Raw genomic sequence first — 22769 nt, forward strand, 5'->3', positions numbered from 1 at the left:
GACGATCACATGCACCGACTCGCTCGAACCGTTGCCCTCGCCGTTGCGGCGCTTCTTGCTTTACCGGCCGCCGCCGGTCAAGGCGATCGCATCGCCGAGGTGTACGCCGCCCGCGTGCAGCTCCAGAAGCAGCTCTCCAACTGGATGGAGGAGCGGCTCCAGCCCATGGCCGTCCCGCATGAGGTGTATGCGGCGGTGCAGGTCGAGCTGCGCGGCGAGGTCCGGCAGATCGTCCAGAAGGACGGCGAGCCGGACGGCGAGATGAAGATCGGCTCGCACAAGGCGATGACCCTTCCGGGGCTCGGCACCATCGACAAGCCGCTCACCGGCGTGGCCGCCCCGGACATCTCGGTGAAGCTCCCCGGGCGCAAGAGCGTGGACGTGCGCCGGCAGCTCGAGACGCAGGTCGAGCGGATCGGCGTGACGCTGTTCGTGGACAAGGACATGCCGGCCGGGCAGCGGGAGAAGCTGAAGGAGGTGGCCACCGAGCTCGCCGGGCTCGACGCCTCGCGCGGCGACGCCCTCACCATCAGCGAGCTCCCGCCCAAGGCCGCCGCCTCGCGCCCCGCGCAGGGCGGCGGCTCGAGCCTGCCGGGCAGCCTGCTCCTCATCTGCGGGACCGTGGTGCTCGCCACGATCATCCTCTCGTTCGGCCTCGTCGCGGGCCGGGCCGCCCAGGCCGGCCAGAACCGGATCACCATGGAGGACAAGCGGGGCGCGGACGAGCCCTCCCCCGCCGACGCGGCCGCGGGCGAGGAGCCCGGGGCGGTGTCGCTCGCGCAGGCGGCGGTGCTCGACGAGGACGGCACGCGCGCCTTCGCGTTCCTGCGCGGCGCCCGGGCCGAGGAGATCGCGGAGCTGGTGGGCGCCCTCGAGCCGGACGTGGCCGCGGCGGTCCTCGACCAGGTCGGCCTCGATCAGGAAGCGGTGTCGCGCCTCTTCCAGCGGCTCCCCGCCGAGCGGCAGGTACAGCTCGCGCTGGCGCTGGGCCGGGCCCGCGTGATCCCCCGGACGGCGCTCCAGGAGATGGAGATCCGGGTGCAGGCGGAGCTGGAGCGGGTCCGCAGCCGGGTGGCGCTCGGCGGCGACCTCCGGCTCGCCGACCTCCTCGCGCAGGCGCCCGAGGAGGCGCAGCGCGATCTGCTCGACGCGCTGGGCCGGAGCGCGCCGGACCTCGCCCGGGCGGTGCGGCAGCACATGATCCTCTTCGAGGATCTGGCCCGGCTCGAGGACGCCGTCGTGCGCCGGGTGGTGACGGCGGTCGCGCCGGCCACCGTGGCCACCGCGCTCGTCGGGGCCCCGGAGCCGGTCCGCGACGCAGTGATGCGCTCCGTCTCGAAGCGCTTCGCCGCCATCCTCGAGGCCGAGGCGCAGGCGGTCGAGGGCAAGCCCGCGACCGACGTCCAGGCCGCCCGCAAGGCCGTCGAGAGCGCCATCCGCAAGCTCCAGGCCGCGGGGGAGATCCGCCCCCGCGCCGCCGCGTAGCCCGGGAGCGACATGAGCCCGCTCGCCCTCGCCCTCACCCTCGCCCTCGGCGCCGGCCCGGCGCCGCAGGCCGACGTCTTCGAGTTCCTCTCCCCGGGCCACGCCACCAGCCCGCGCGACGGCAGCGCCCCGCTGGAGTGGCAGGCCGAGGGGGCCGGGCAGGCCCAGCTGCGCCTCTCCCTCGGGCTCCTCAAGGAGCGGAACGAGGCCATCTCCAACGCGGAGATGCTCACGCAGGCGCTCATGCAGACGGTGCGCGCCTTCTTCGAGGGCGGCGGCGAGAAGGCCCAGGTGCGCCAGCGGCTCGTCCGGCTCGCGGGGCCGTCGCTCGACGAGGTGCGCGAGAGCCTCCTCACGGCGGTGCAGCTCGAGCAGAAGCGGATCACCTGGGTGCAGCGCGCGCTCGACCTCGCCGACACCGAGCAGCCGCTGCAGGGCGTCGATCGCGACCTCGTGGGCCGGCGCGCCGCCGCGCTCCAGGCCGGCAAGGGGGCCGAGCTGGTGGAGCAGCGGGTGCGCGGCTACCGCAGCCTCGCCTCCGGGCTCGTCGCCTACATCGACGGCGACGCCCTCTCCGCGCTCGAGAAGATGAAGGCGGCCACCCGCGACACCCCCGAGGTCTCGCTGGCCCACGCCTACCTCGGCTCCCTGTACTACCTGTTCCAGCAGCCCGCCTACGCCGCCGCGGAGTGGCGCAAGGCCCTCGAGCTCGACCCCAGGAACACCGCCGTGGCGGCGGCCCTCAAGGACCACGCCGCGGAGTTCAAGTAAACGGAAGGGACCCCCCAGCGTGCGCACCACCACCTACCTCGGGCTCGTGCTCGGCATCGCCGTCGTCTACCTGGCCGTGGTCTTCAAGGGCGGCAACTACACCATCTTCACGAACTACGTGGCCCTGATGATCGCGGTCGGCGGCACCTTCGCCGCCACCACGCTCTCCTCGTCGCGGACCACCATCGGCCACGGCATGTCGGCGGTGAGCAAGATGTTCGTCGCCGGCTCGGTGCCGCCGCGCCGGGTGGCCGAGGAGATGGTGCAGCTCGCCCGCCAGGCCAAGGCGCACGGCGCCTCCTCCATCGACCTCACCCAGCTCCGGCTGCGCGACCCCTTCCTCGTGAAGGGGCTGCAGCTGGTGGTGGACGGCGTCGAGCCGCAGCGGATCGAGGAGCTCATGCGGCTCGAGTCCGACATCCTCTCGGAGAAGCGGCGCGCCGCCGAGCGCATGTTCCGCCTCATGGGCACCTACTCCCCGATGTTCGGCCTCGTCGGCACGCTCATCGGCCTCATCCAGATGCTGAAGGGGCTCACCGACCCGCGGGCCATCGGCCAGGGCATGTCGGTGGCCCTCATGGCCACCTTCTACGGCGTGCTGCTCGCCGGCCTGTTCTTCCTGCCCCTCGCCGGCAAGGTCCGGACCATGGACCTCGACGAGCGGCTCGTGCGCGACCAGATCGTCGCCGGCCTCATCGCCATCCGGCTCGGTGAGAACCCGGAGAACGTGCGGGAGACCCTGGAGGTCTTCTCGCAAGAGGCGCGCGCGTGAGCCTGCGCCCGCCGCGGCGGCGCGACGTCGAGGAGGGGGACGCGGACAACCCCCTCCACGACGCCACCTGGCTCTACAGCTACGCCGACCTCATGACGCAGCTCCTCATCTTCTCCATCCTCATGGTGACGGTGGTGGGGCTCAAGGAGTCGCCGGCGGAGGCCCGCGCCGACCCGCGCCAGGCGCAGCTCGAGCGCACCGTGCGCGACGTCGAGAAGTACGTGGCCGAGAGCAAGTTCCGCGACGCGCTCGCGGTGGACCGGGCCGCCGACCGGCTCGTCATCCGGATGAAGAGCGCCATCCTCTTCGACCCCGGCCAGGCGAAGCTCACCCCGGCGGCGGAGGAGGTGCTGGGCGGGCTCGTGGCCGTCCTCTCGAAGGTCCCCTCCCCGCTCCGGGTCGAGGGGCACACCGACGACGTGCCCATCCAGTCCGCCCGCTTCCCCTCCAACTGGGAGCTCTCCACCGCCCGCGCCATCTCGGTGGTCGAGTACCTGGAGGACCAGGGCGTCGCCAAGGAGCGGCTCTCCGCCTCCGGCTTCGGCGAGTTCCACCCCATCATCGCGAACGACAGCGCCGAGCACCGGGCCCTCAACCGGCGCGTCGAGATCGTCGTCATCGGAGGCTGAGTGGCGATCAAGCTGTCGAGGCCGGAGCGGGAGGAGGACGAGGACATCACCTCGTTCTGGCTCATCACCTACTCCGACATGACGACGCTGCTGCTGGCGTTCTTCCTGCTCATGTTCTCCTTCACGCTGCTCACCGGCAGCCACCAGGAGGAGCTCGTGCAGGCGCTGAACGTCGTCTCGGCGAACGGCAAGGTGGTGCGCCAGGAGCCGCCGCGCGAGGACCTGGAGCGGGCCGCCCGCGAGATCGCGGCCCAGTTCAAGGACGAGCACACCTTCGTGGACGCGACCGAGACCGAGGTCACGGTAGGCCTCTCGTCCAACGTGACCTTCGCGAGCGGCGAGGCGGCGCTCACCGACGCCGGCCGCGCGGCGCTCCTCAAGGCCGGCGCCATCCTGGCGCGGCTGCCCAACGCCGTCCGCGTCGAGGGGCACACCGACGACGTCCCCATGAAGTCGGCCGAGTTCCCGAGCAACTGGCACCTCTCGGCCGGCCGGGCCCAGAGCGTGGTGCAGCTCCTCGTCGAGGCCGGCGTGGACGCGCGGCGCCTCGAGGTGGTCGGCTACGGCGAGACCCGGCCCCGGCAGCCGAACGCCACGCCGGAGGGTCGGGCCGCCAACCGCCGCATCGAGCTCAAGCTGGTCCGGTCCGAGTCGCGCGGGAAGCCGGCGGCGCCCCGCTAGGCCGTCCCGCGCGGCGCCGCGCCGGCGCCGGCGCCGGCGTCGCCGGGCTCGGGCTCGGGCTCGGGCGCGCCGGCGTCGCCGTCCGCTCCCGCCGCCTCCGCGGCCAGGGCGGCGTCGATCTCCTCCTCGGAGGCCACGTCGCCCGGCACCTCCGGCTCCGGCGCGCCGCCCGGCGGGTGGAAGAACTCGTGGACCGCGCGCGCCGCCTTCGCCCCGAAGCCCTCCACCCGCGCGAGCTCCTCCTCGCGCGCCTCCTTCACCTTCCGGAGCGAGCCGAAGTGGCGCAGGAGCGCCTTCTTGCGCCCGGCGCCCACCCCCGGGATCTCCTCGAGCACGCTCTGGAAGTTGCGGGAGCGCCGCAGCTTGCGGTGGAAGGTGATGGCGAACCGGTGGGCCTCGTCGCGCAGCCGGGTGAGGAGGAAGAGCTCGGCCGAGTTCTGCCGCAGCACGAGCGGGTCCTTCCGGTTCGGCAGGAAGACCCGCTCCGGGCTGCGCGGCGCCTCGGGCACGAAGCCGCGCTCGGCGGCCTCCGCGGCGTCGGCCAGGGCGGCCGCCTCGGGGACGGCGGCGCGCCGCTCCCGCCGCCGCCCGATGACGCGGCTCGTGCCCATGGTGGCGGCGTCGATGAGGCGGCTCTTCGCGAGGCCGACCATCTCGACGTACGGCGCCCCGGGCACCCCGGTCGGCTTCACCGGCACCCCGAGGTCGCGGGCGGCGGCCAGCGCCGCGTTGAGCTGCCCCTTGCCGCCGTCGATGACGAGGAGATCGGGGAACGACCCCTCCGCCAGGCAGCGCCGCAGGCGGCGGGTGATGACCTCGTGCAGCATGGCGAAGTCGTCCTGCCCGGCCACCCCCTTCACCTTGTACCGGCGGTAGTTGGCCTTGTCGGGCTCGCCGTCCTTCATCGACACGCCGGAGCCCACGGCGAGCGCGCCCTGGAAGGTGGAGATGTCGTAGCACTCCATCCAGCGGGGCGGCCGGGTGAGGTGCAGGTGGCGCGTCAGCGCGTCGAGCGCCTGCTCCCGCCGCTCGTCCTTCTCGTGCCAGCTCCGGAAGCTCTGGGCGGCGTTGCGCGAGGCGACCTCGAGCAGGTCGGCCTTGGCGCCCCGCTGCGGCGAGAGCACCCGCACCCGCCGGCCGCGCCGGTCGGTCAGCACCTCGTCGAGCGCGACCACGTCCTCGATCTCGACCGGGAGGAGCACCTCCTCCGGCGGCGGGTTCTGGTCGTAGTAGAGCGACACGAAGGACGAGAGCAGCTCCTCGGCCGGGAACTCCTGTCCCTGGAACGGGTAGGCGCGGCTGTCCTGCAGCTTCCCCTGGCGCATCGAGAGCACCTGGATGACGAGGTCCGGCCCCTCGCGGTAGAGGCCGAAGGCGTCCCGATCGGCGGCGTCGCCCATGAGCACGCGCTGCTTCTCCAGGCTGCGCTCCACCGCCTGCAGCTGGTCCCGCAGCCGGGCGGCGTCCTCGAAGCGCAGCTCGCCGGCGAGGTCGGCCATGCGCGCGCGCAGCCTCGGCACGAGCTCGGACTCGCGCCCCTCGAGCAGCTCCACCGCGTCCTCCACCGACTGCCGGTACTCGTCCGCCGGCACCTCGTACACGCACGGCGCCGGGCAGCGGTGGATCTGGTACAGGATGCACGGCCGCTTGCGGTGCTGGAAGACGTGGTCCGAGCAGGTGCGCAGCTGGAAGTGCCGGTTCACCACCCGCAGCGTCTCGCGGATGGAGCTCGCGCTCGAGTAGGGCCCGAAGTAGCGCGCCCCGGCGTCGCGGGCCTCGCGGGCGCGGCGGACCTCGAGGCGCGGGTAGGCGTGCCGCTCGTCGAGCTTGAGGACGATGAAGTCCTTGTCGTCGCGCAGCCGCACGTTGAAGCGGGGCTGGTGCCGCTTGATGAGCTCGTTCTCGAGGAGCACCGCCTCCTTCTCGGAGCGGGTGACGATCACGTCGAGGTCGCCCAGCAGGTCGTCGAGCAGCGAGACGAACGCCCGGTCGTCGCCTCGCCCGGCGTCGAAGTACGAGCGGACGCGCGAGCGGAGGCTCGACGCCTTCCCGACGTAGACCACCTCGCCCTGCCGGTCCTTCATGAGGTAGCAGCCGGGGTCGGGCGGCAGCTGGTCGAGCTTCTTGCGCAGGGCGGCGTCCATCGCGGCCTAGTGTAAACGCCCTCTCCCCCGAAAGCCCTCCCGGCCTGCGCCGGGCGCCCGGCGCCGCCCACCCCGGCGCATGGACTCGCACCCGGGGCCGGAGGGTACAGGTGCTGGCGGACCCCCGCCCCGGCTCCGGCCGTGGAGCCGCATGCGCACCCGCCTCCTCCCGCCCGGCCTGCTCGCCCTCGCCCTCGCCGGCCTGCTCGGCTGCGGCGGTGCCGGCGGCCCGCCCTCGGCCACCGCGGTCGCGCGCGCGCCGCTCGGCGAGGCGCGCGGCCTCCTGCGGGCGAGCCGTCCCATCGGCGGCCGCTACCTCGTGACCCTGCGCGCCGCGGCCTCGCTCGACGGCGCGGCGGCGCTGGCCGCGCGCCACGGCGGGTCGGTCCTGGCGCCCTTGCCCTCTCTGCCCGGCTTCACCGGCTCCTTCTCGGAGCAGGGCGCCACGGCGCTCTCCGCCGAGCCGGAGGTCGCGTCGGTGGAGGAGGACGGCGCGCTCCCGGCGCCGCCCGCCGCCGCGGCGCCCTCCCCGGCCGGCGCCACCGCGATCGCGGCCGCCGGCCTGGCCGCCGCGCCCGCCGCGGACTGGGGGCTCGACCGGCTCGATCAGCGCGCCCTCCCCCTCGACGGCGTCTACGCGGTCGGCCCGAACGGCGGCGGGGTGCACGTGTACGTCGTGGACGGCGGCGTGGACGTGAGCCACCCCGACCTCGCCGGCCGCGCCAGCGCCGACTTCTCCGCCGTGGACGACGGCCGCGGCGCCCTCGACTGCAGCGGGCACGGCACCCACGTGGCCGGGATCGTCGCCGGCGCGCGCTACGGCGTCGCGCCCGGCGCGTGGATCCACTCCGTCCGCGTGCTCGACTGCGAGGGGAACGGCTCGATCTCGGCCGCCGTCGCCGGCCTCGACTACGTGGCCCGGAGCCACGAGAGCCCGGCGGTGGCCAACCTCTCGCTCGGCGGCGAGCCCTCGGCGGTCCTCGACGCCGCGGTGCGCGCCGCGGTCGCGAGCGGGGTCACGGTGGTGGTCTCCGCCGGGAACGGCGGCATCGACGCCTGCCAGCAGTCGCCGGCGCGGGTCCCGGAGGCGCTCGCGATCGGGGCGACCGACCCGGACGACGCCGTCGCCGGCTACTCGGCGCGCGGGCCCTGCGTGCGCCTCTTCGCGCCCGGCTCCAGCGTCACCTCCGACTGGCTCGGCGGCGGCACGGCGATCCTCTCCGGGACCTCGATGGCGGCCCCCCACGCCGCCGGCGCGGCCGCCCTGTACCTCCAGACGGCTCCCCTGGCGAGCCCGGCGCAGGTGGCGCAGGCGCTGGACGACGAGGCGACGCGCGGGGCGCTGCGGGCGCTCCCGGCGGGCTCGCCCGACCGGCTGCTCTACGCCGGGTTCCTGTCGGGGGGCGGCGCGAGCGTGTCGGCCTGCAGCCGGTCGCAGGAGCTGCTCCAGGACGGCGGGTTCGAGGACGGCGCCGGCTGGCTGGCCACGCCGGGCGTGCTCGACCGCAGCCCCGGGACCCCGGCGCGGACCGGCGCGGGCAAGGCCTGGCTCGACGGGTACGGCCGGGACCACTCCGACTCGCTCGCGCAGGAGGTCTCGGTGCCGGCCGACGCCTGCGCCGCGGTCCTCCGGTTCTGGCTCCGCGTCGAGTCGGAGGAGACGGGGGGCAGCACCGCCTACGACCGGCTCGCGCTCCAGGCCGTCTCGGCCGGCGGGGCCACCCCGCTCGGCGCCTGGTCGAACCTCGACCGCGGCCAGGGCTGGGTGGAGCAGGTGGTGAGCCTGGCCGCGTTCCGCGGGCAGACCATCACCCTGCGCTTCACCGGCGACGAGGACGAGAGCCGGCGGACCAGCTTCGTCCTCGACGACGCGTCGGTCGAGGTGCTCCGGTAGGTCCGGTCAGGGCTGGCAGGTCACCTGGCCGCTGCAGCTCGAGAGCGCCTGGCAGACGTCCAGGCCCTGGGTCGAGCAGACCGGCACGTCGAAGTTGCCGGTGAGGTTGCCGCCGTCCGAGAGGGTCAGGTTGACGCTCCCGGTGACGTGCGTCGCGCTCACCGTGGCGAGGTTGACGCTGCCGGTGACGCTGGTGGCGCTCTGGCTGTCGTTGCACTGCGCGTCGTTCTTCTTCACGAACGCGAGCGCGAACGGCCCGGAGAGGGTCGAGGGGACCGCCGAGGTCACCTGGTAGCTGCCGGCGGCCACCGGCGGCTGCGCCGTCACGCCGGCGTTGACGATGGCGACGGTGACGAGCACCTCGTTCGCCTTGTCGGTGCAGGTCTGGCCGAGCCGCCCGCACAGGTTCGCGGTGCTCGAGAACCCGAGGGCGACGGCGGAGAGGTTCACGGTGAAGCCGCCGGCGTTGCAGGCGGCGGACGAGAGCACCGCGGCGTTGGCGCTCGTGGGAGTGAAGTTGGCGTTCGCCACCTTCCCGGAGGGGACGGCGCTGCTGCTGCTCGAGCTGCTGCCGCCGCAGGCCGCCAGGAGGGCGGTGCAGGCGAGGGCCGCGGATCTGTTCATGGGTGGGCTCCAGGCTTCGGGTCGGGCGCGCGTGGGCGCGCCGAGCACGGTGCGCAGCGGCGGCGCCCGGGGCCGCTCCCGCGAAGGGTCCCGCTCCGCGCGAGCCCTGGCTAGCGCCGCCGGCGCGCCTGGGGGCGCCGCCGGCCCACCTTCGCGCCCGCCCCCGCCATGGCCCCGCTCCCGAGGAGCCCCTTCATGCCGGCCCCGGCGCCCGCCCGCTTCACCCCGAGCTGCAGGTCCTTGAGGGCCAGGATGCGGTCGCGCAGCGACGCCGCCTTCTCGAACTCCAGCTCCTCCGAGGCGCGCCGCATCTCCTTCTCCAGCTCCGCGACGATGGCCGGGATCTGCTCCGGCAGGTACTCGGCGCCGTCGGCCGCCACCGGGACGGTGAGGTAGTCCGCCTCGTAGACCGCCATGCCGAGGTCGCTGATGTTCCGCTTCACGCTCTGGGGCGTGATGCCGTGCTCCCGGTTGTAGGCGCGCTGGATCTCGCGGCGGCGGTCGGTCTCGTCCATCGCCCGCTTCATCGACTCGGTCACGTGATCGGCGTAGAGCAGCACCTTGCCGTTCAGGTTGCGGGCGGCGCGCCCGATGGTCTGGATGAGCGACACCTCGGAGCGGAGGAAGCCCTCCTTGTCTGCGTCGAGCACGGCGACCAGCGACACCTCGGGGATGTCGAGCCCCTCGCGGAGGAGGTTGATCCCGATGAGCACGTCGAACTCGCCCCGGCGCAGGTCGCGGATGAGCGCGCTGCGCTCGAGGGTGTCGATGTCCGAGTGCAGGTAGCGGCACTTCACGCCCACGTCGGTGTAGTACTCGGTGAGATCCTCGGCCATGCGCTTGGTGAGCGTGGTGACCAGGATCCGCTCGCCGGCGGCGGCCCGGGCGCGGACCTCCCCGAGCAGGTCGTCCACCTGCGAGCCCACCGGCCGGACCTCGACCTCGGGATCCACGAGGCCGGTGGGGCGGATGATCTGCTCCACCACCACCCCGCCCGCCTTCTCCAGCTCGTAGGCGGCGGGGGTGGCCGAAACGTAGATGGCCTGCCGCACCATCCCCTCGAACTCCTCGAACTTGAGCGGCCGGTTGTCGAGCGCCGAGGGGAGCCGGAAGCCGTACTCGACGAGCGTCTCCTTGCGCGACCGGTCGCCCTTGTACATGGCCCCGATCTGCGAGACGGTCTGGTGCGACTCGTCGATGACGAGGAGGAAGTCGTCGGGGAAGTAGTCGAGGAGGCACGGCGGCGGATCCCCGGCCTTCCGGCCCGAGAGCCAGCGCGAGTAGTTCTCGATGCCGTTGCAGAAGCCCATCTGCTCCAGCATCTCGAGGTCGAACATCGTCCGCTGCTCGAGCCGCTGCGCCTCGACGAGCTTGTCCTGCCCGCGCAGCTCCTGCAGCCGCTCCAGGAGCTCGCCGCGGATGCCGGAGATGGCGCGGGCGCGGGTCTCGGGCGCCGACACGTAGTGGCTGTTGGGGAAGATGGCGGCCTTGTCGAGCTCGGCGAGCGCCACCCCGCGCAGCGGGTCGAACTCCTGGATCCGCTCCACCACGTCGCCGAAGAACTCGATGCGGATGGCCCGCTCCTCCTCGTAGGGCGGGAACACCTCGATGGTGTCGCCGCGCACCCGGAAGGTGCCGCGGTGGAAGTCGGCGTCGTTCCGCTCGTACTGGATGTCGATGAGCGAGCGGATGAAGCGGTCGCGCAGGAACTCCTGCCCCTTCTCGACGTGCTGCAGGAGCCCGTAGTAGGCCTCCGCGGTGCCGAGGCCGTAGATGCAGGAGACCGAGGCCACGATGAGCACGTCGTTGCGCGTGAGCAGCGCGTGCGTCGCCGCGTGGCGCATCCGGTCGATCTCGTCGTTGATGGACGAGTCCTTCTCGATGTACGTGTCGCTCGAGGGGACGTAGGCCTCGGGCTGGTAGTAGTCGTAGTAGCTGACGAAGTAGTGGACCGCCGCCTCGGGGAAGAGCTCCTTGAACTCGGCGTAGAGCTGGGCCGCGAGGGTCTTGTTGTGGGCGATGACCAGCGTGGGGCGCTCGACGCGCGACACCACGTTGGCGACGGTGAAGGTCTTGCCCGAGCCGGTGACGCCCAGGAGCACCTGGTGGCGGTCGCCGCGCGCGAGCCCCTCGACCAGCTCGCGGATGGCGCGCGGCTGGTCGCCGGTCGGCTCGTGCGGGCTCTGGATGTGGAAGGACACGACGTGGTCCTAACGCCGGGTCACTCCACCTTCCACGTGGTGCCGGAGGGCCCGTCCATGATGGCGACGCCCATCGCGGCGAGCTCGTCGCGCAGGGCGTCCGAGCGGGCGAAGTCCTTCGCCCGGCGCGCCTCGGCCCGGGCCGCGAGCCGGGCCTCCACCGCGGCGGGATCGATCCCCCGGCGCGCCGCCGCTCGGTCGCGGATGGCGACGAGCGCCGCGGCCGGCGCCCGCTCCAGGATCCCGAGCGCGCGCCCCACCTCGCGGGCCTCCTCGGCGAAGCGGGCGAGCGCGGCCTTCTCCTCGGGCGACTTCTTGCCCTTCCTGTCGGCGAGGGCGTTGGCCGCCGTGAAGGCCTCGGCCAGGATCCCGAGCACCGCGGCGGTGTTGAAGTCGTCGTCGAGCGCCTCGCGCACCCGCGCGAGGAGCGGGGTGGCCGGCCCGGGCGCGGCGCCGGCCGCCACCCGCTCGGCCTTCTCCACCGTCTCGTAGAGGTAGACGAGCCGCCGCTCGGCCTCGCCGAGCACCGTGTCGGAGAAGTTGAAGTCGTTCCGGTAATGGGTGCCGAGCAGGAAGAAGCGCAGCGCCTCGCCGTCGGCCTTCTCGAGCACCTGGCGGACCGTGAAGAAGTTGCCGAGCGACTTCGACATCTTCTCGTCGTCGATCTGCACGAAGCCGTTGTGCATCCAGTACCGGCTGTAGCGCTCGGCCTCGAGCCCGTCGCCCTGCGCCGCCACCGACTGCGCGATCTCGTTGGTGTGGTGCGGGAAGACGAGGTCCTTGCCGCCGGCGTGGATGTCGATGGGCGCGCCGAGGTGGGCGAGCGTCATCGCCGAGCACTCGATGTGCCAGCCCGGGCGCCCCTCGCCCCACGGCGACGGCCAGCGCGGCTCGCCCGGCTTCGCCCCCTTCCAGAGCGCGAAGTCGAGCGGGTCCCGCTTCGCCTCGCCCGGCTCCACCCGCGCCCCGGCCACCAGGTCGTCGAGGTTCCGCTTCGAGAGCCGGGTGTACTCCGGGAACTTGCGGACCGAGAAGTAGACGTCGCCGTTGCCGGGCGCGTAGGCGAAGCCGCTCGCCACCAGCTGCTCGATGAGGGCGACGATCTCCGGCATGTGGCCGGTGACGCGGGGCGCCGCGTCCGGCCGCAGGCAGGCGAGCGCGTCCATGTCCTCGTCGAAGGCGTCGGCGAAGCGGGCGGCCAGCGCCGTCGGATCCTCGCCGCGCTCGGCGCCCCGGCGGATGATCTTGTCGTCCACGTCGGTGAAGTTGCGGACGTACTTCACCTCGTAGCCGCGGGCGCGCAGGTGGCGCAGCACCACGTCCCAGACCACGTAGCAGCGCGCGTGCCCCAGGTGGGCGAAGTCGTAGACCGTGGGGCCGCAGACGTAGAGCCGGACCTTCCCGTCCTCGAGCGGGACGAAGGTGCGCTTCTTGCCGGCGAGCGTGTCGTAGAGCTGGATGGCCATGATCAGCGGTCAGTGTAGCCGACGCCCGGGCGCCAGCGGGCTCAAACGGCGCGCACCAGGAGGGCCACGGCGTGCGCCGCGATCCCCTCGGCGCGCCCCACGAACCCGAGCTTCTCCCCGGTGGTGGCCTTGACGTTCACCTGGGCGGGCGAGACGCCGAGCGCCTCGGCGAGCCGCGCGCGCATCTCGTCGGCCCGCGGGGCCACCTTGGGCCGGCGGGCGGCGAGCGTCACGTCGCAGTTCCCCACCCGCCAGCCCCGCTCTGCCGCCAGGCCGGCGATGTGGCGCAGCAGGAGCAGCGAGGAGACGCCCTTCCAGCGCGGATCGGTGTCGGGGAAGTGGCGGCCCAGGTCGCCGAGGCCGGCGGCGCCGAGGATGGCGTCGCCGATGGCGTGGGCGCAGATGTCCGCGTCGGAGTGACCGAGGAGGCCGTCGCCCTCTCCCTCGAACTCCACGCCGCCGAGGATGAGCTTGCGCCCCGGCGCGAAGGGGTGGACGTCGTAGCCGATCCCCATCGCCACCGGGGCCTCGAGCCGCGCCCGCGCCCGCTCCACGTCGGCCGGGCTCGTGATCTTGAAGTTGCCGGGCTCCCCGGGGACGAGCCGCACCTCGCCGCCCGCCCGCTCCACCAGGGCGCACTCGTCGGTGGCGAGCGCGGCGTCGGGTCCGGCGGCCTCGAAGGCGCGCCGGAGCACGTCGGCCCGGAAGCCCTGCGGCGTCTGGGCGAGCCAGACCTCGCGCCGGTCGATGGTCCCGGCCACGCGCCGCTCGCCCGGCCCGGCCCGCTTCACCGTGTCGGTGGCGGCGAGCGCGGCGAGCGCGGCGCCGGCCTCGGCGGCCGCCTGCGCGACCTCGCGCGCCAGCGCCGGCGTCGCGAACGGGCGGGCCGCGTCGTGGATCAGCACGAGGGCGCACTCCGGCAGCGCGGCGAGGCCGTTGCGGACCGAGTCGGCCCGGGCCGGCCCGCCCGCCACCGCCTTCACCGGCTTGCCGAGCCCGGCGAGGTCGGCGAGGGCGCGCGGCTCGTCGCCCGGCGGCACCACCGCCACCAGCTCGTCCACCAGCTCGCAGGCGGCGAGGGCGCGCGCGCTGCGGCGGAGGACCGTCTCGCCGCCGAGCACGAGCCACTGCTTCGCCACGCCGGCCCGCTGCCCGGAGCCGCCCGCCGCCAGGATCGCCCCCACCCGCTCGCCGCCGATCATCGGTGTCTCCTCTCCGGCGCGGAGGCCGGCTGGCACTCCCCGTGCTCCACCGGCCCGCGTGAGCGCCGCACCGGCCCAGTCCTACCCCAAAAACGACCGCCGCGCGGACCTGAGGCCGCGCGGCGGAGCTTCCGGCCTCGCCCCGGGCGCGGGGCGGGTGGGGTCAGTTGATGTTGAAGATCTTCTTGAGGTCGCTCTCGACGTCCTGCTCGTCGCAATCCTTGGCGATCGCGAGCTCCTTGATGAGCAGGGAGCGGGCGGTGTCGAGCATCTTGCGCTCGCCGAAGGAGAGGTCCTTGTCGGAGCGGAGCAGGTACAGGTCGCGCAGCACCTCGGCGATCTCGAAGACCGAGCCGGTCTTGATCTTGTCCATGTACTCGCGGTAGCGGCGGTTCCAGGTCGTGGAGTCGACCGAGACCTCCTTCTCCTTGAGGATGCTGTAGACCTTGCGAACGTCCTTCTCCCCGATGATCTCCCGCAGGCCGACCGAGCCGACCTTGTTCATGGGGATCATGATCTTCATGCCGTTGTCGAGGATCTTGAGGACGTAGAAGGACTGCCGCTGGCCGGCGACCTCCTTGTGCTCGATCCCCATGACCTCACCCACTCCCTGGCCGGGATAGACTGCCTTGTCACCGACCTTGAAGTTGTGGTTAGGCTGGATGGGCGCCATTCATTCCTCCGTACCGCTGCGCGGGCCGGGCTCTACCAACTTTTGGGGGAACCGGACAGAGCGCTGAGTCGGGGCACGCTAGCACAAAGTGTCCGACCCGTCAATCGGTGCAGTTTTTTCAAGTGGTTGCGGGCATGAGGCGAGCGCGCCCGCTGGTCCCGCTCGCGATCGGTTTCGCCGCCGGGCTCTCCTTCCCCGGGCCGATCCCGCTCGCTGCTGGCATGGCAACCGGCGGGCTCGCCCTCCTGTTCCCGCCGCTCGCGCCTGTCGGCTACGCGGTCCTCGGCGCCGAGGTGGCCGCGGCCGCCCGGCCGCGCCCCGGCGCTCCCCCGGCCGAGGGCGAGGTCCGCCTCGAGGGGACCGTCGCGTCCCTGCCGGACCGCTCCGAGGACCGGGCCCGCTACCGGCTGCGCGAGCGCTCCGGCCGCCTCCTCGAGGTGCTCTCCCCGGAGCCGGACTGGCCGCTCGCCCCGGGGGACCAGGTGGCCCTCTTCGCGCGCCTCCGCCCTTTCCCGCCGCCCCTCAACCCGGGCGGCCGGGACGACGCGGCCCGCGCCTGGGCCCGGGGCGTCTCCCTGCTCGCCCTGGCCTGGGAGCCGCCGGTCCGGTTCGCGCCGCCCTCCCCGCTCGCGGCGGTGGACGCGGCCCGCCTCCGCTTCGGCGCCGCGGCGGCCGCGCGGCTCCCGCCGCGCGAGGCGGCCCTGGTGCGCGCCATCGGCGCGGGGGACCGCTCCGCCGTCGATCCGGCGACCAACGAGGCCTTCGCGCGGAGCGGGCTCGCGCACCTCCTCTCCGTGTCGGGGCTCCACCTCGCGGTGGTCGTCTCGGGCCTGTACGCCCTCCTCCGGAGGCTCCTCGCGCGCTGGGACGCCCTCGCCGCGCGGCTCGACCCGCGCCGGCTGGCCGCGGCGCTGGCGCTCCCCGGCGCGGCCCTGTACGCGGCGGCGACCGGGGGCGACGTCCCGGTGGTCCGCTCGGCGGTGGCGGCCGGCGCCGCGCTCGTCGCGGTGGTCCTCGACCGGGAGCCGGACGCGCTCAACACCCTCTCCCTCGCCGGCCTCGCCGTCCTGGCGAGCGACCCGGGCGCGCTGCGCGACGTCTCCTTCCAGCTCTCCTTCGCCTCGGTGGCCGGGCTCGCCCTGCTCTCCGGCCCGCTCCGCCGCGCCCTGCCCTTCTCGCCGCCGCCCGGCTGGCGAGGCCGGGCCGCCGAGGCGCTCGTCGCCGGCACCTGCGCCAGCGTCGCCGCGACCCTCGCCACCGCGCCGCTCGTCGCCTTCCACTTCCGGCGGCTGTCCCTGCTCGCCCCCGCCGCCAACCTCGCCGGCATCCCCCTCGGCTCGGCGCTCACCGTGACCGCCGCGCTCGCCGCGCTGGCGAGCGCCTGCGCCGCGCCGCTCGCGGCCCCGTTCCTCTGGCTCTCCCGGCCGCTCGCGACCGCCCTCCTCGCCGTCGACGACGCCTTCGCGCGGCCGGACTGGGCGGTGGTAGGGATCGCCTCCCCCGGGCGCCTGGGGCTCGCGCTCTGCGCCGCCGGCGGGCTCGGCGCGCTCGCGCTCCGGGGGCGGGCGCGCGCCGCGTGCGCCGCGCTGTTCGTCGCGGCCCTCCTCGCCCCGGGCCCGCTGCGCGCCCTCGCGGCGCGCCAGCGCGGCGGCCTCGAGGTGATCTTCCTCTCGGTGGGCCAGGGGGACGGGGCCGCGCTGCGGCTCCCCGACGGCGCCGTGGTGCTGGTGGACGCGGGCGGGGAGGCGCGCGGCCGCTACGACCCCGGCGCGCGCGAGGTGCTCCCCTTCCTCCGCGACGCCGGCGCCCGGCGGGTGACCGCCGCGTTCCTCTCCCACCCCCACCCCGATCACCTCTTCGGCCTCGCCGGGGTGGCCGGGGGGATGCCGGTGGAGCGGCTCTTCTCGAACGGCCGGCCGGGCGACGACGCCGCGGCGCCCTACCTGGCCCGGCTCCCGGCGGCGACGGTCCTCCGGCGCGGCGACGCCTGGGAGCGGGCCGGCGTCCGCTTCGAGGTGCTCGGACCGCCCCCGGACGCCGGCGCCTGGACCGAGAACGACGCCTCGCTCGTGCTCCGGGTCCGCTACGGCGCGACCGCGTTCCTGTTCCCCGGCGACGTCGAGCAGGAGGGGGAGGCGGCGCTGGCGGCGTCGGGGCAGGACCTCCGGGCCGAGGTGGTGAAGGTCCCGCACCACGGGAGCCGCACCGCCGTCAGCCCGGCGCTCGCCGCGGCCGTGCGGCCCGGCTGGGCGGTCGCCTCGGTCGGGCTCTCCAACCGGTTCGGCTTCCCCCACCCGGAGGCGGTCTCCACCTGGACCGGCGCCGGCGCGCGGTTCCTGCGGACCGACGAGGGGGCCGTGGCGTTCGCCTCCGACGGACGGAGCGTCACCCGAATGGAGGTGTCGCGCTGGCTGGATGCGCTGGCCTGGTCCCCTCCCCGCCTTTAGGTTCCAGGGATGGACATCGACGACATCGACCTCGCCGAGCTCGCGGCGTCCATCCAGCGCCACATCCCGCCCAACGAGCCCCCCGTCGGCTACCTGCGGGGCCGCAGCTACTTCCGCGACGTCATCTCGCACGAGCTCCGCTGCTCCGAGATGGAGGCCGAGCAGCTCGTGGACACGCTCGAGGCGAACGGCTACCTGCGCTTCCTGGGCGACCCCTCGATGCGCTCGGAGGCCGAGAGCCGCTGGTCGATCCTGCCGCACGTGCCTTGAGCGGGTGAGCCCCCGGAGCGCCGGCCGGGCGAGCGTCCACCGCGGCACGGGACGTGAATCGTCCCCGGCCATGCGCGCGAACGAACCCGGCGGGCGACCCGAGGGCACCCGCACCCTGGCCGGACGCATCCTGCGAGGCGAGCCCCTCCCCGCCGAGCTCCCGCACCTGCGCGTCGTCGCGGGCCCCGGCGCCGGCGAGACGGTGCCCCTCGCGGACGGGGTGACGCTGGGGCGGGCCCTGGACGCCGACTGCCGCCTCGCCGATCCGGCCGCCTCGCGCCGCCACGCGCGCGTCGAGGCGCGCGCCGCCGGGGAAGTCCTGGTGGACCTCGGGAGCAAGAACGGCGTCCGCGTGAACGGCCGCAGGCTCCGCCGCCCGCGGCCGCTGCGCCACGGCGACCGGATCCGGATCGGCCGCACGGAGCTCCAGGTGGTGCGCCCCGCGCCTCCCCGCGCCGGCCCCGCGCCCGCCTCCGCCGGCGCGAGCCACCCCCGGCGCCTCCGGCTGCGGCTCCTCGCCGCGGCCGGGCTCCTCGCGCTCGCCGCGGGCTGGCTCGCCGTCCCGCGCTAGGCGTCGAACGGGTTCTCGAGGACGATGGTCTCGTCCCGGTCCGGCCCCACCGAGACCGCGATGACCTTGACGCCCACGAGCTCCGCCACGCGCTCCACGTACCGCTGCGCGTTGACCGGCAGGTCGCTCCAGCGGCGGGCGCCCTTGAGGTCCTCGGTCCAGCCCGGGAGCGCCTCGTAGATCGGCTTCGCGCGCTCGAGGTCCTCGAGGTCGCTCGGCATCTCGTCCACGCGCTTGCCGTCGAGCTCGTAGGCGACCGCGATCTGGAGCTGCTCGAAGCCGGTGAGCACGTCGAGCTTCATGAGCGCGAGCCCGTCGAGCCCGTTCACGCGGGCGGCGTAGCGGAGCGCGAGGGCGTCCACCCAGCCGGTGCGCCGGGGGCGGCCGGTGGTGGCGCCGAACTCGCCGCCCAGCTGCCGCAGCTTCTCGCCGGTCGCGTCGAGCAGCTCCGACGGGTACGGGCCGCTGCCGACGCGGGTCGAGTAGGCCTTGGTGATGCCGATGACGCGGTCGATGGCCGTGGGGCCGACGCCCGAGCCGACCACCGCGTTGCCGGCGACGGTGTTCGAGCTCGTGACGAACGGGTAGGTGCCGTGATCCACGTCGAGGAGCGTCCCCTGCGCGCCCTCGAACAGCACCGAGCGCCCCTGCTGGATGGCGCGGTGCAGCCAGAGCGAGGCGTCGCGGGCGTAGGTGGCGAGGCGCCGGCCGAGCGCGGCGTGGCTCTTCACGATGGCCGCCTCGTCGAGCGCGACCTGGGCGCCGAGGCGCGAGAGCTCCTCGTTCGCGGAGGCGAGCCGGTCCTTCACCTTGCGCGCGAGCCGCGCCTCGTCGAGGAGGTCGCGGACCCGGATGCCGCGCCGGGCCACCTTGTCCTCGTAGGTCGGGCCGATGCCGCGGCCGGTGGTGCCGATCTTGCCGGCGCCCGCGCGCTGCTCCCGGGCCACGTCGATCGCCTTGTGCCACGGCATGATCACGTGGGCGTCGAGGGAGAGGACGAGCTGCCCCTCGTCCTTCAGGAAGCCGCGCTGCTTGAGCGCGTCGATCTCCTCGACGAAGACCTCGGGATCGACCACCACGCCGTTGCCGATGACGCAGGACTTGCCCGGGTGGAGGATGCCGGCCGGGATGAGGTGGAGGACGGTCTTCTGCCCGCCGACCACGAGCGTGTGCCCGGCGTTGTTGCCGCCCTGGAAGCGGACGACGACGTCGGCCCTGAGGGTGAGCAGGTCCACGAACTTGCCCTTGCCCTCGTCACCCCACTGCGCTCCGATGACCACCACGTTCGGCATGTCGTTCCTCGAGAGAGATGAAAGGTGGCGCCCGCCCGGCGAGCGCGGGCGGACCATACCAGGGGGCCGCGGGTCCCGCCACCTAGGGGGACGCGCGGCGCCCCGCCCTGGACGCGGCGCGTCGAGGCGGCCGGCGACCGCGGCCCGCCTGGCGCTCCAGCGCCTGCGTGGCGAACTCCAGGTCCACGGCGAAGCCGATGGCCGGGTCGGGTCGCCCGAAGCGGGCCAGGAGCCCGTCGTAGCGGCCCCCGGCGGCCACGGCGCTGCCCGCCCCGGGCGCGTACCCGGCGAAGACGATCCCGGTGTAGTAACCGAGCCCGCGCACCTCGCCGAGATCCACCGTGACCTCGGGCAGGCCGCGCCGGCGCGCCAGCCGGAGCGCCGACTCCACCTCCCGCAGCGCGGAGGCCGCGCCGGGGAGCCCCTTCGCCAGGGCGCGGGCGCGGGTGAGCGCCCCCTCCCCGTAGAGCGAGACCAGGAGCGGCATCGCCTCGCGGGCCCCGGCCGGGCCCCGCGCGCGCCGCGCCGCGGCCGCGAGCCCGTCCGCGTCCTTGCGGGCGAGCGCCTCGTGCGCCACCGCCAGCGCCGCCGGCCCGAGCCGGGCCGCGGCGAGCACCTCGGCCGCGAAGCGGGCGTGGCCCACCTCGATCACCGTGCCGGAGAGGCCGACCGTCTCGAGCGAGCGCGCCAGGAGCAGCAGCGCCTCGGCGTCCGCCCTGGGGCCGCCGGCCCCGAGGAGCTCGACGCCGGCCTGGTAGACCTCGCGCGGCCGGCCGGCGCGCGCCTCGCGGGCGCGCAGCACGGGCCCGTCGTAGCAGAGCCGGGCGGGCGACGGGAGCGCGTCGGCGCGGGTCGCGTAGAGCCGGGCGATCTGCGGGGTGATGTCGGGCCGGATGGCGACCACCTCGCCGGAGCCGGGCTCGACGAACTTGAGCACGCCGGCGAGGGCGGCCGGCGAGAGCCCCCGCTCCACCACCTCGAGCCGCTCGAGGGTCGGCAGGAAGACCCGGCGATAGCCGAACGAGGAGAAGACGTCGTGCAGCCTGCCGGAGAGCTCCGCGAGGTGCGCCGAGTGGTCGGGGAGCAGGTCCCGGAGGCCTGCGGGCAGGGAGAGGTCGAGCATCGCGGCGCGACTCTAGCCTCTCGGCGCCCGCCAGGGAACTCCGCGCGACGTCAGTGGTGGACGGTCGGGTCGTCGGGCCGGACCTCGGTGTGGCGCGAGGTGGTGGTGAAGACGCTCCCCTCGCGCGGCACGTCGGAGCCGAGCAGCTGCTCGCGGTAGGCCCGCTCGTCCGCCGCGGTCGCCTCGCGCGTCCGGTCGCCCCGGGCGTGCCCGCGCCGCAGCCCCTCCCCCGTCAGCATCCGCCGGCCCACCGCGGCGCCGGCGATGGCGCCGCCCAGCCCGAAGAGCGCCGCGATGCCCGCCGCGCCCGCGCCCGCCGCCGCGCCCCTGGCGGCGTCGTCCGCGGTCTCGCTCGCGCGGGCCCGGTTGGCCGGGGTGTCGCGCCGCGACAGCGCCTGGAGGGGGGCGTTCCCGCTCGCCGCGCTGCCGGCGGTGAGCGCGCCCGTGCCCAGCGCCGAGGCGAGGAAGACCGCGCCGGCGATGATGCCGATGCACCAGACCATCGCGCCGTCGAGGTAGGCGCTGGCCGGCTGGGCGTCGTGCGCGATCCGGACCGCCACCCAGGCGCCGATGAAGCTGGCGACCAGGGGGACCAGGATCCCCCAGATCCCGGCGAGGACGCCGAGCGCCGAGGAGTCGGCCGGGCGCGCCGCGAAGCCGAAGGCGGCGCCGAACAGCCCGAGCACCACGTGCGCCGCGAGCGCGCAGAGCACGCCCGCGATCACCGGCGCCCAGTTCACGCGCGGCAACCCGCCGCGAGAGAGAGTTTCCGCTGCCATGGGAGTGACCTCCTGAGTACACCCATGGTGCGCAGCCTGGATCGGGGGCACAAGCCTCCCGGGGAGCGCCGGCGAGAGGATCGGCGGACGCCGGGCGGGGAGACGGGCGGCGCGGGCGGCGGGCGTCCGGGCGCGGGAGCCGCGTGCGCCCGCTAGATGCGCGCGACCCGGACCGAGCGCACGTGAGGCAGGCGCCGCAGCCGCTCGAGGAGCTCGGGGCCGGGCGGCGAGTCCACGTTGAGCAGGCAGAAGGCCGCCGACCGGTCGTCGGCCCGGGCGAGGGCGATGCGGGCGATGTTCACCCCCGCCTCGCCGAGGGCGACGCCCAGGTTCCCCACCACGCCCGGCGCGTCGTCGTTCTCGCAGATGACGAGGTCGCCCTCGGGCTCGGCGGCGAGCCGGAACTGGTTCACCCGCACCACCCGCGGCTCCTTGCGTCCGAAGACGGTGCCCGAGACCACCACCTCGCGCGCCTGGCCGCGCAGGCGGACGGTGAGGAGGCTCACGTAGTCCTCTGCGTCGGCGCTCCGCTCCTCGCGCACGGCGATCCCGCGGTCCCTGGCGACCGCCGGCGCGCTCACCTCGTTCACCGGCTCCTCGAGGAAGTGCTGGAAGAGGCCGCGCAGGACGCGCGCGGTGAGGGGCCGCTGCGGCGCCGAGGCGAGCTCGCCCGCGAACTCCACCTTCACCTCCTCCACGCCCCCGAGGCCGAGCCCGAGCTGGGCGGCGAGCGACCCGAGCCGGAGCGCGAGCTCGAGGTACGGCCCGACCCGCTCCAGCGCCTCGGGGGAGACGGCCGGGAGGTTCACCGCGTTCTTCACCTCGCCGCGGGCGAGGTAGGCCGCGAGCTGCTCGGCGATGCCGACCGCGACCGCCGCCTGGGCCTCCTCGGTGGAGGCCCCGATGTGCGGCGTGCAGATGAACCGCTCGCTCCGGAGGAGCGGGTGGTCCGGGGCGGGCGGCTCCTTCTCGAACACGTCGAAGGCCGCCCCGCCGAGCCGCCCCTCGGCGAGCGCCTCGGCCAGCGCCGCCTCGTCCACGAGCCCTCCCCGCGCGCAGTTCACGAGCAGCGCGCCCGGCCTGAGCCGGCGGAGCACGTCGGCCGACACGAGGTTGCGGGTCTGCTCGGTGAGCGGCACGTGGAGCGAGACGACGTCGGCCTGCGCCCAGAGCTCGTCGAGCGTGACGGGGGTGACGCCGAGGCGCGCGGCGGCGTCCGCCGAGATGAACGGGTCGTAGGCGACGGCGCGCATGCCGAAGGCGCGGCAGCGGTTCACCACGATGGAGCCGATGTTGCCGATGCCGACCACGCCGAGCGTCTTGCCGGCGAGCTCGCGCCCCTGGAACCGCTTCTTCTCCCACTTGCCGCCCTTGACGCTGGCGGTGGCCTGGGCCACGTGGCGGGCCAGCGCCAGGATGTGCGCGACCGTCAGCTCGGCCACCGTGACCGAGGAGCCGCCGGGGGTGTTCATCACCACCACGCCGCGCCGGGTGGCGGCGTCGAGGTCCACGTTGTCCACGCCGACCCCGGCCCGTCCCACCACCTTGAGCCGGGCGGCGCGCTCGAGGAGCTTCGCCGTGACCTTGGTGGCGCTCCGCACCGCGAGCGCGTCGTAGTCGCCGATGAGATCGGCGAGCGCGTCGGGCGGGAGCCCGACCTTCACGTCCACCTCGAGGCCGGCCTCGCGGAGGATGCGGATCCCCTCCGCGGACAGGTCGTCGGCGACCAGCACCCGGTTCGGCAT

Annotated in this window: 19 protein-coding genes; 9 read left to right on the forward strand and 10 right to left on the reverse strand. The window is 74.8% G+C overall.

What is annotated here, in order from left to right:
• Positions 1 to 9: 9 nt before the first annotated feature.
• The 5 genes from AMPC_RS06060 to AMPC_RS06080 are packed head-to-tail and all read left to right on the forward strand — an operon-like array spanning position 10 to position 4338.
• Positions 10 to 1485, forward strand: a complete 1476-nt coding sequence (locus AMPC_RS06060; protein WP_248345217.1) for a FliG C-terminal domain-containing protein — start codon at positions 10 to 12, stop codon at positions 1483 to 1485.
• 12 nt (positions 1486 to 1497) lie between these two features.
• Entirely contained in the window at positions 1498 to 2256 is a 759-nt protein-coding gene (locus tag AMPC_RS06065; RefSeq protein ID WP_248345219.1) for a hypothetical protein, read from the forward strand.
• A gap of 19 nt (positions 2257 to 2275) precedes the next feature.
• Entirely contained in the window at positions 2276 to 3028 is a 753-nt protein-coding gene (locus AMPC_RS06070; RefSeq protein WP_248345221.1) for a motility protein A, read from the forward strand.
• Positions 3025 to 3657: an OmpA/MotB family protein gene (locus AMPC_RS06075; protein ID WP_248345223.1), complete on the forward strand. Its 633-nt coding sequence runs from the start codon at positions 3025 to 3027 to the stop codon at positions 3655 to 3657. Before AMPC_RS06070 ends, AMPC_RS06075 begins: the two co-directional genes overlap by 4 nt.
• A complete protein-coding gene (locus tag AMPC_RS06080; protein WP_248345225.1) occupies positions 3658 to 4338 on the forward strand; it encodes an OmpA/MotB family protein in 681 nt (226 codons plus the stop codon).
• Here the strand turns inward: AMPC_RS06080 and uvrC are convergent.
• Positions 4335 to 6482 carry an excinuclease ABC subunit UvrC gene (uvrC, locus tag AMPC_RS06085; RefSeq protein WP_318654317.1) on the reverse strand — a complete coding sequence of 716 codons (2148 nt, stop codon included), beginning with the start codon at positions 6480 to 6482 and terminating at the stop codon, positions 4335 to 4337. The two genes, AMPC_RS06080 and uvrC, sit on opposite strands and share 4 nt — an antisense overlap.
• Before the next feature lie 151 nt (positions 6483 to 6633).
• Here uvrC and AMPC_RS06090 point away from each other — a divergent pair, with 151 nt between their 5' ends.
• Positions 6634 to 8376 carry a S8 family serine peptidase gene (locus AMPC_RS06090; RefSeq protein ID WP_248345227.1) on the forward strand — a complete coding sequence of 581 codons (1743 nt, stop codon included), beginning with the start codon at positions 6634 to 6636 and terminating at the stop codon, positions 8374 to 8376.
• 6 nt (positions 8377 to 8382) lie between these two features.
• Here AMPC_RS06090 and AMPC_RS06095 read toward each other — a convergent pair whose 3' ends face one another.
• From AMPC_RS06095 to AMPC_RS06115, 5 genes are all read right to left on the reverse strand, one after another.
• Positions 8383 to 9000 (reverse strand): hypothetical protein, encoded by a 618-nt coding sequence (locus AMPC_RS06095; protein ID WP_248345229.1) that lies wholly within the window; start codon positions 8998 to 9000, stop codon positions 8383 to 8385.
• Positions 9001 to 9110: 110 nt separating this feature from the next.
• A complete protein-coding gene (uvrB, locus tag AMPC_RS06100; RefSeq protein WP_248345231.1) occupies positions 9111 to 11201 on the reverse strand; it encodes an excinuclease ABC subunit UvrB in 2091 nt (696 codons plus the stop codon).
• 20 nt (positions 11202 to 11221) lie between these two features.
• The gene (gene cysS / locus AMPC_RS06105; RefSeq protein WP_248345233.1) at positions 11222 to 12667 is read right to left on the reverse strand and encodes a cysteine--tRNA ligase; all 1446 of its coding nucleotides are present in this window, start codon (positions 12665 to 12667) and stop codon (positions 11222 to 11224) included.
• Positions 12668 to 12708: 41 nt separating this feature from the next.
• Positions 12709 to 13869, reverse strand: a complete 1161-nt coding sequence (gene ispF / locus AMPC_RS06110; protein ID WP_248345235.1) for a 2-C-methyl-D-erythritol 2,4-cyclodiphosphate synthase — start codon at positions 13867 to 13869, stop codon at positions 12709 to 12711.
• Positions 13870 to 14032: 163 nt separating this feature from the next.
• Positions 14033 to 14542, reverse strand: coding sequence for a CarD family transcriptional regulator (locus tag AMPC_RS06115; RefSeq protein ID WP_248345237.1), 510 nt, complete (start codon positions 14540 to 14542; stop codon positions 14033 to 14035).
• A gap of 134 nt (positions 14543 to 14676) precedes the next feature.
• Between AMPC_RS06115 and AMPC_RS06120 the strand changes: the two genes are divergently transcribed.
• The 3 genes from AMPC_RS06120 to AMPC_RS06130 all read left to right on the forward strand — a co-directional run bounded on the left by AMPC_RS06120 (position 14677) and on the right by AMPC_RS06130 (position 17830).
• On the forward strand, positions 14677 to 16989 hold the full coding sequence (locus AMPC_RS06120; RefSeq protein WP_248345239.1) for a DNA internalization-related competence protein ComEC/Rec2: 2313 nt from the start codon (positions 14677 to 14679) through the stop codon (positions 16987 to 16989).
• Between the two features lie 9 nt (positions 16990 to 16998).
• A complete protein-coding gene (locus tag AMPC_RS06125; protein ID WP_248345241.1) occupies positions 16999 to 17259 on the forward strand; it encodes a hypothetical protein in 261 nt (86 codons plus the stop codon).
• A 70-nt stretch (positions 17260 to 17329) separates the two neighbouring features.
• Positions 17330 to 17830: an FHA domain-containing protein gene (locus AMPC_RS06130; protein ID WP_248345243.1), complete on the forward strand. Its 501-nt coding sequence runs from the start codon at positions 17330 to 17332 to the stop codon at positions 17828 to 17830.
• Here the strand turns inward: AMPC_RS06130 and AMPC_RS06135 are convergent.
• From AMPC_RS06135 to serA, 4 genes are all read right to left on the reverse strand, one after another.
• The gene (locus tag AMPC_RS06135) at positions 17827 to 19122 is read right to left on the reverse strand and encodes an adenylosuccinate synthase (protein WP_248345245.1); all 1296 of its coding nucleotides are present in this window, start codon (positions 19120 to 19122) and stop codon (positions 17827 to 17829) included. The genes AMPC_RS06130 and AMPC_RS06135 overlap by 4 nt on opposite strands.
• Before the next feature lie 82 nt (positions 19123 to 19204).
• The gene (gene hisZ / locus AMPC_RS06140; protein WP_248345247.1) at positions 19205 to 20245 is read right to left on the reverse strand and encodes an ATP phosphoribosyltransferase regulatory subunit; all 1041 of its coding nucleotides are present in this window, start codon (positions 20243 to 20245) and stop codon (positions 19205 to 19207) included.
• A 50-nt stretch (positions 20246 to 20295) separates the two neighbouring features.
• Positions 20296 to 21024 carry a hypothetical protein gene (locus AMPC_RS06145; protein WP_248345249.1) on the reverse strand — a complete coding sequence of 243 codons (729 nt, stop codon included), beginning with the start codon at positions 21022 to 21024 and terminating at the stop codon, positions 20296 to 20298.
• A 152-nt stretch (positions 21025 to 21176) separates the two neighbouring features.
• Positions 21177 to 22769, reverse strand: coding sequence for a phosphoglycerate dehydrogenase (gene serA, locus AMPC_RS06150; RefSeq protein WP_248345251.1), 1593 nt, complete (start codon positions 22767 to 22769; stop codon positions 21177 to 21179).

Origin of the sequence: Anaeromyxobacter paludicola, assembly GCF_023169965.1 — a bacterium.
GTDB classification, from domain to species: domain Bacteria; phylum Myxococcota; class Myxococcia; order Myxococcales; family Anaeromyxobacteraceae; genus Anaeromyxobacter_B; species Anaeromyxobacter_B paludicola.

What these genes read in the sequence shown, in the direction of transcription:
- AMPC_RS06060 (WP_248345217.1), top strand. Translation starts at nt 10, where the DNA reads ATGCACCGACTCGCTCGAACCGTTGCCCTCGCCGTTGCGGCGCTTCTT.
- AMPC_RS06065 (WP_248345219.1), top strand. Translation starts at nt 1,498, where the DNA reads ATGAGCCCGCTCGCCCTCGCCCTCACCCTCGCCCTCGGCGCCGGCCCG.
- uvrC (WP_318654317.1), bottom strand. Translation starts at nt 6,482, where the DNA reads ATGGACGCCGCCCTGCGCAAGAAGCTCGACCAGCTGCCGCCCGACCCC.
- AMPC_RS06090 (WP_248345227.1), top strand. Translation starts at nt 6,634, where the DNA reads ATGCGCACCCGCCTCCTCCCGCCCGGCCTGCTCGCCCTCGCCCTCGCC.
- AMPC_RS06095 (WP_248345229.1), bottom strand. Translation starts at nt 9,000, where the DNA reads ATGAACAGATCCGCGGCCCTCGCCTGCACCGCCCTCCTGGCGGCCTGC.
- cysS (WP_248345233.1), bottom strand. Translation starts at nt 12,667, where the DNA reads ATGGCCATCCAGCTCTACGACACGCTCGCCGGCAAGAAGCGCACCTTC.
- ispF (WP_248345235.1), bottom strand. Translation starts at nt 13,869, where the DNA reads ATGATCGGCGGCGAGCGGGTGGGGGCGATCCTGGCGGCGGGCGGCTCC.
- AMPC_RS06115 (WP_248345237.1), bottom strand. Translation starts at nt 14,542, where the DNA reads ATGGCGCCCATCCAGCCTAACCACAACTTCAAGGTCGGTGACAAGGCA.
- AMPC_RS06120 (WP_248345239.1), top strand. Translation starts at nt 14,677, where the DNA reads ATGAGGCGAGCGCGCCCGCTGGTCCCGCTCGCGATCGGTTTCGCCGCC.
- AMPC_RS06125 (WP_248345241.1), top strand. Translation starts at nt 16,999, where the DNA reads ATGGACATCGACGACATCGACCTCGCCGAGCTCGCGGCGTCCATCCAG.
- AMPC_RS06130 (WP_248345243.1), top strand. Translation starts at nt 17,330, where the DNA reads ATGCGCGCGAACGAACCCGGCGGGCGACCCGAGGGCACCCGCACCCTG.
- AMPC_RS06135 (WP_248345245.1), bottom strand. Translation starts at nt 19,122, where the DNA reads ATGCCGAACGTGGTGGTCATCGGAGCGCAGTGGGGTGACGAGGGCAAG.
- hisZ (WP_248345247.1), bottom strand. Translation starts at nt 20,245, where the DNA reads ATGCTCGACCTCTCCCTGCCCGCAGGCCTCCGGGACCTGCTCCCCGAC.
- AMPC_RS06145 (WP_248345249.1), bottom strand. Translation starts at nt 21,024, where the DNA reads ATGGCAGCGGAAACTCTCTCTCGCGGCGGGTTGCCGCGCGTGAACTGG.
- serA (WP_248345251.1), bottom strand. Translation starts at nt 22,769, where the DNA reads ATGCCGAACCGGGTGCTGGTCGCCGACGACCTGTCCGCGGAGGGGATC.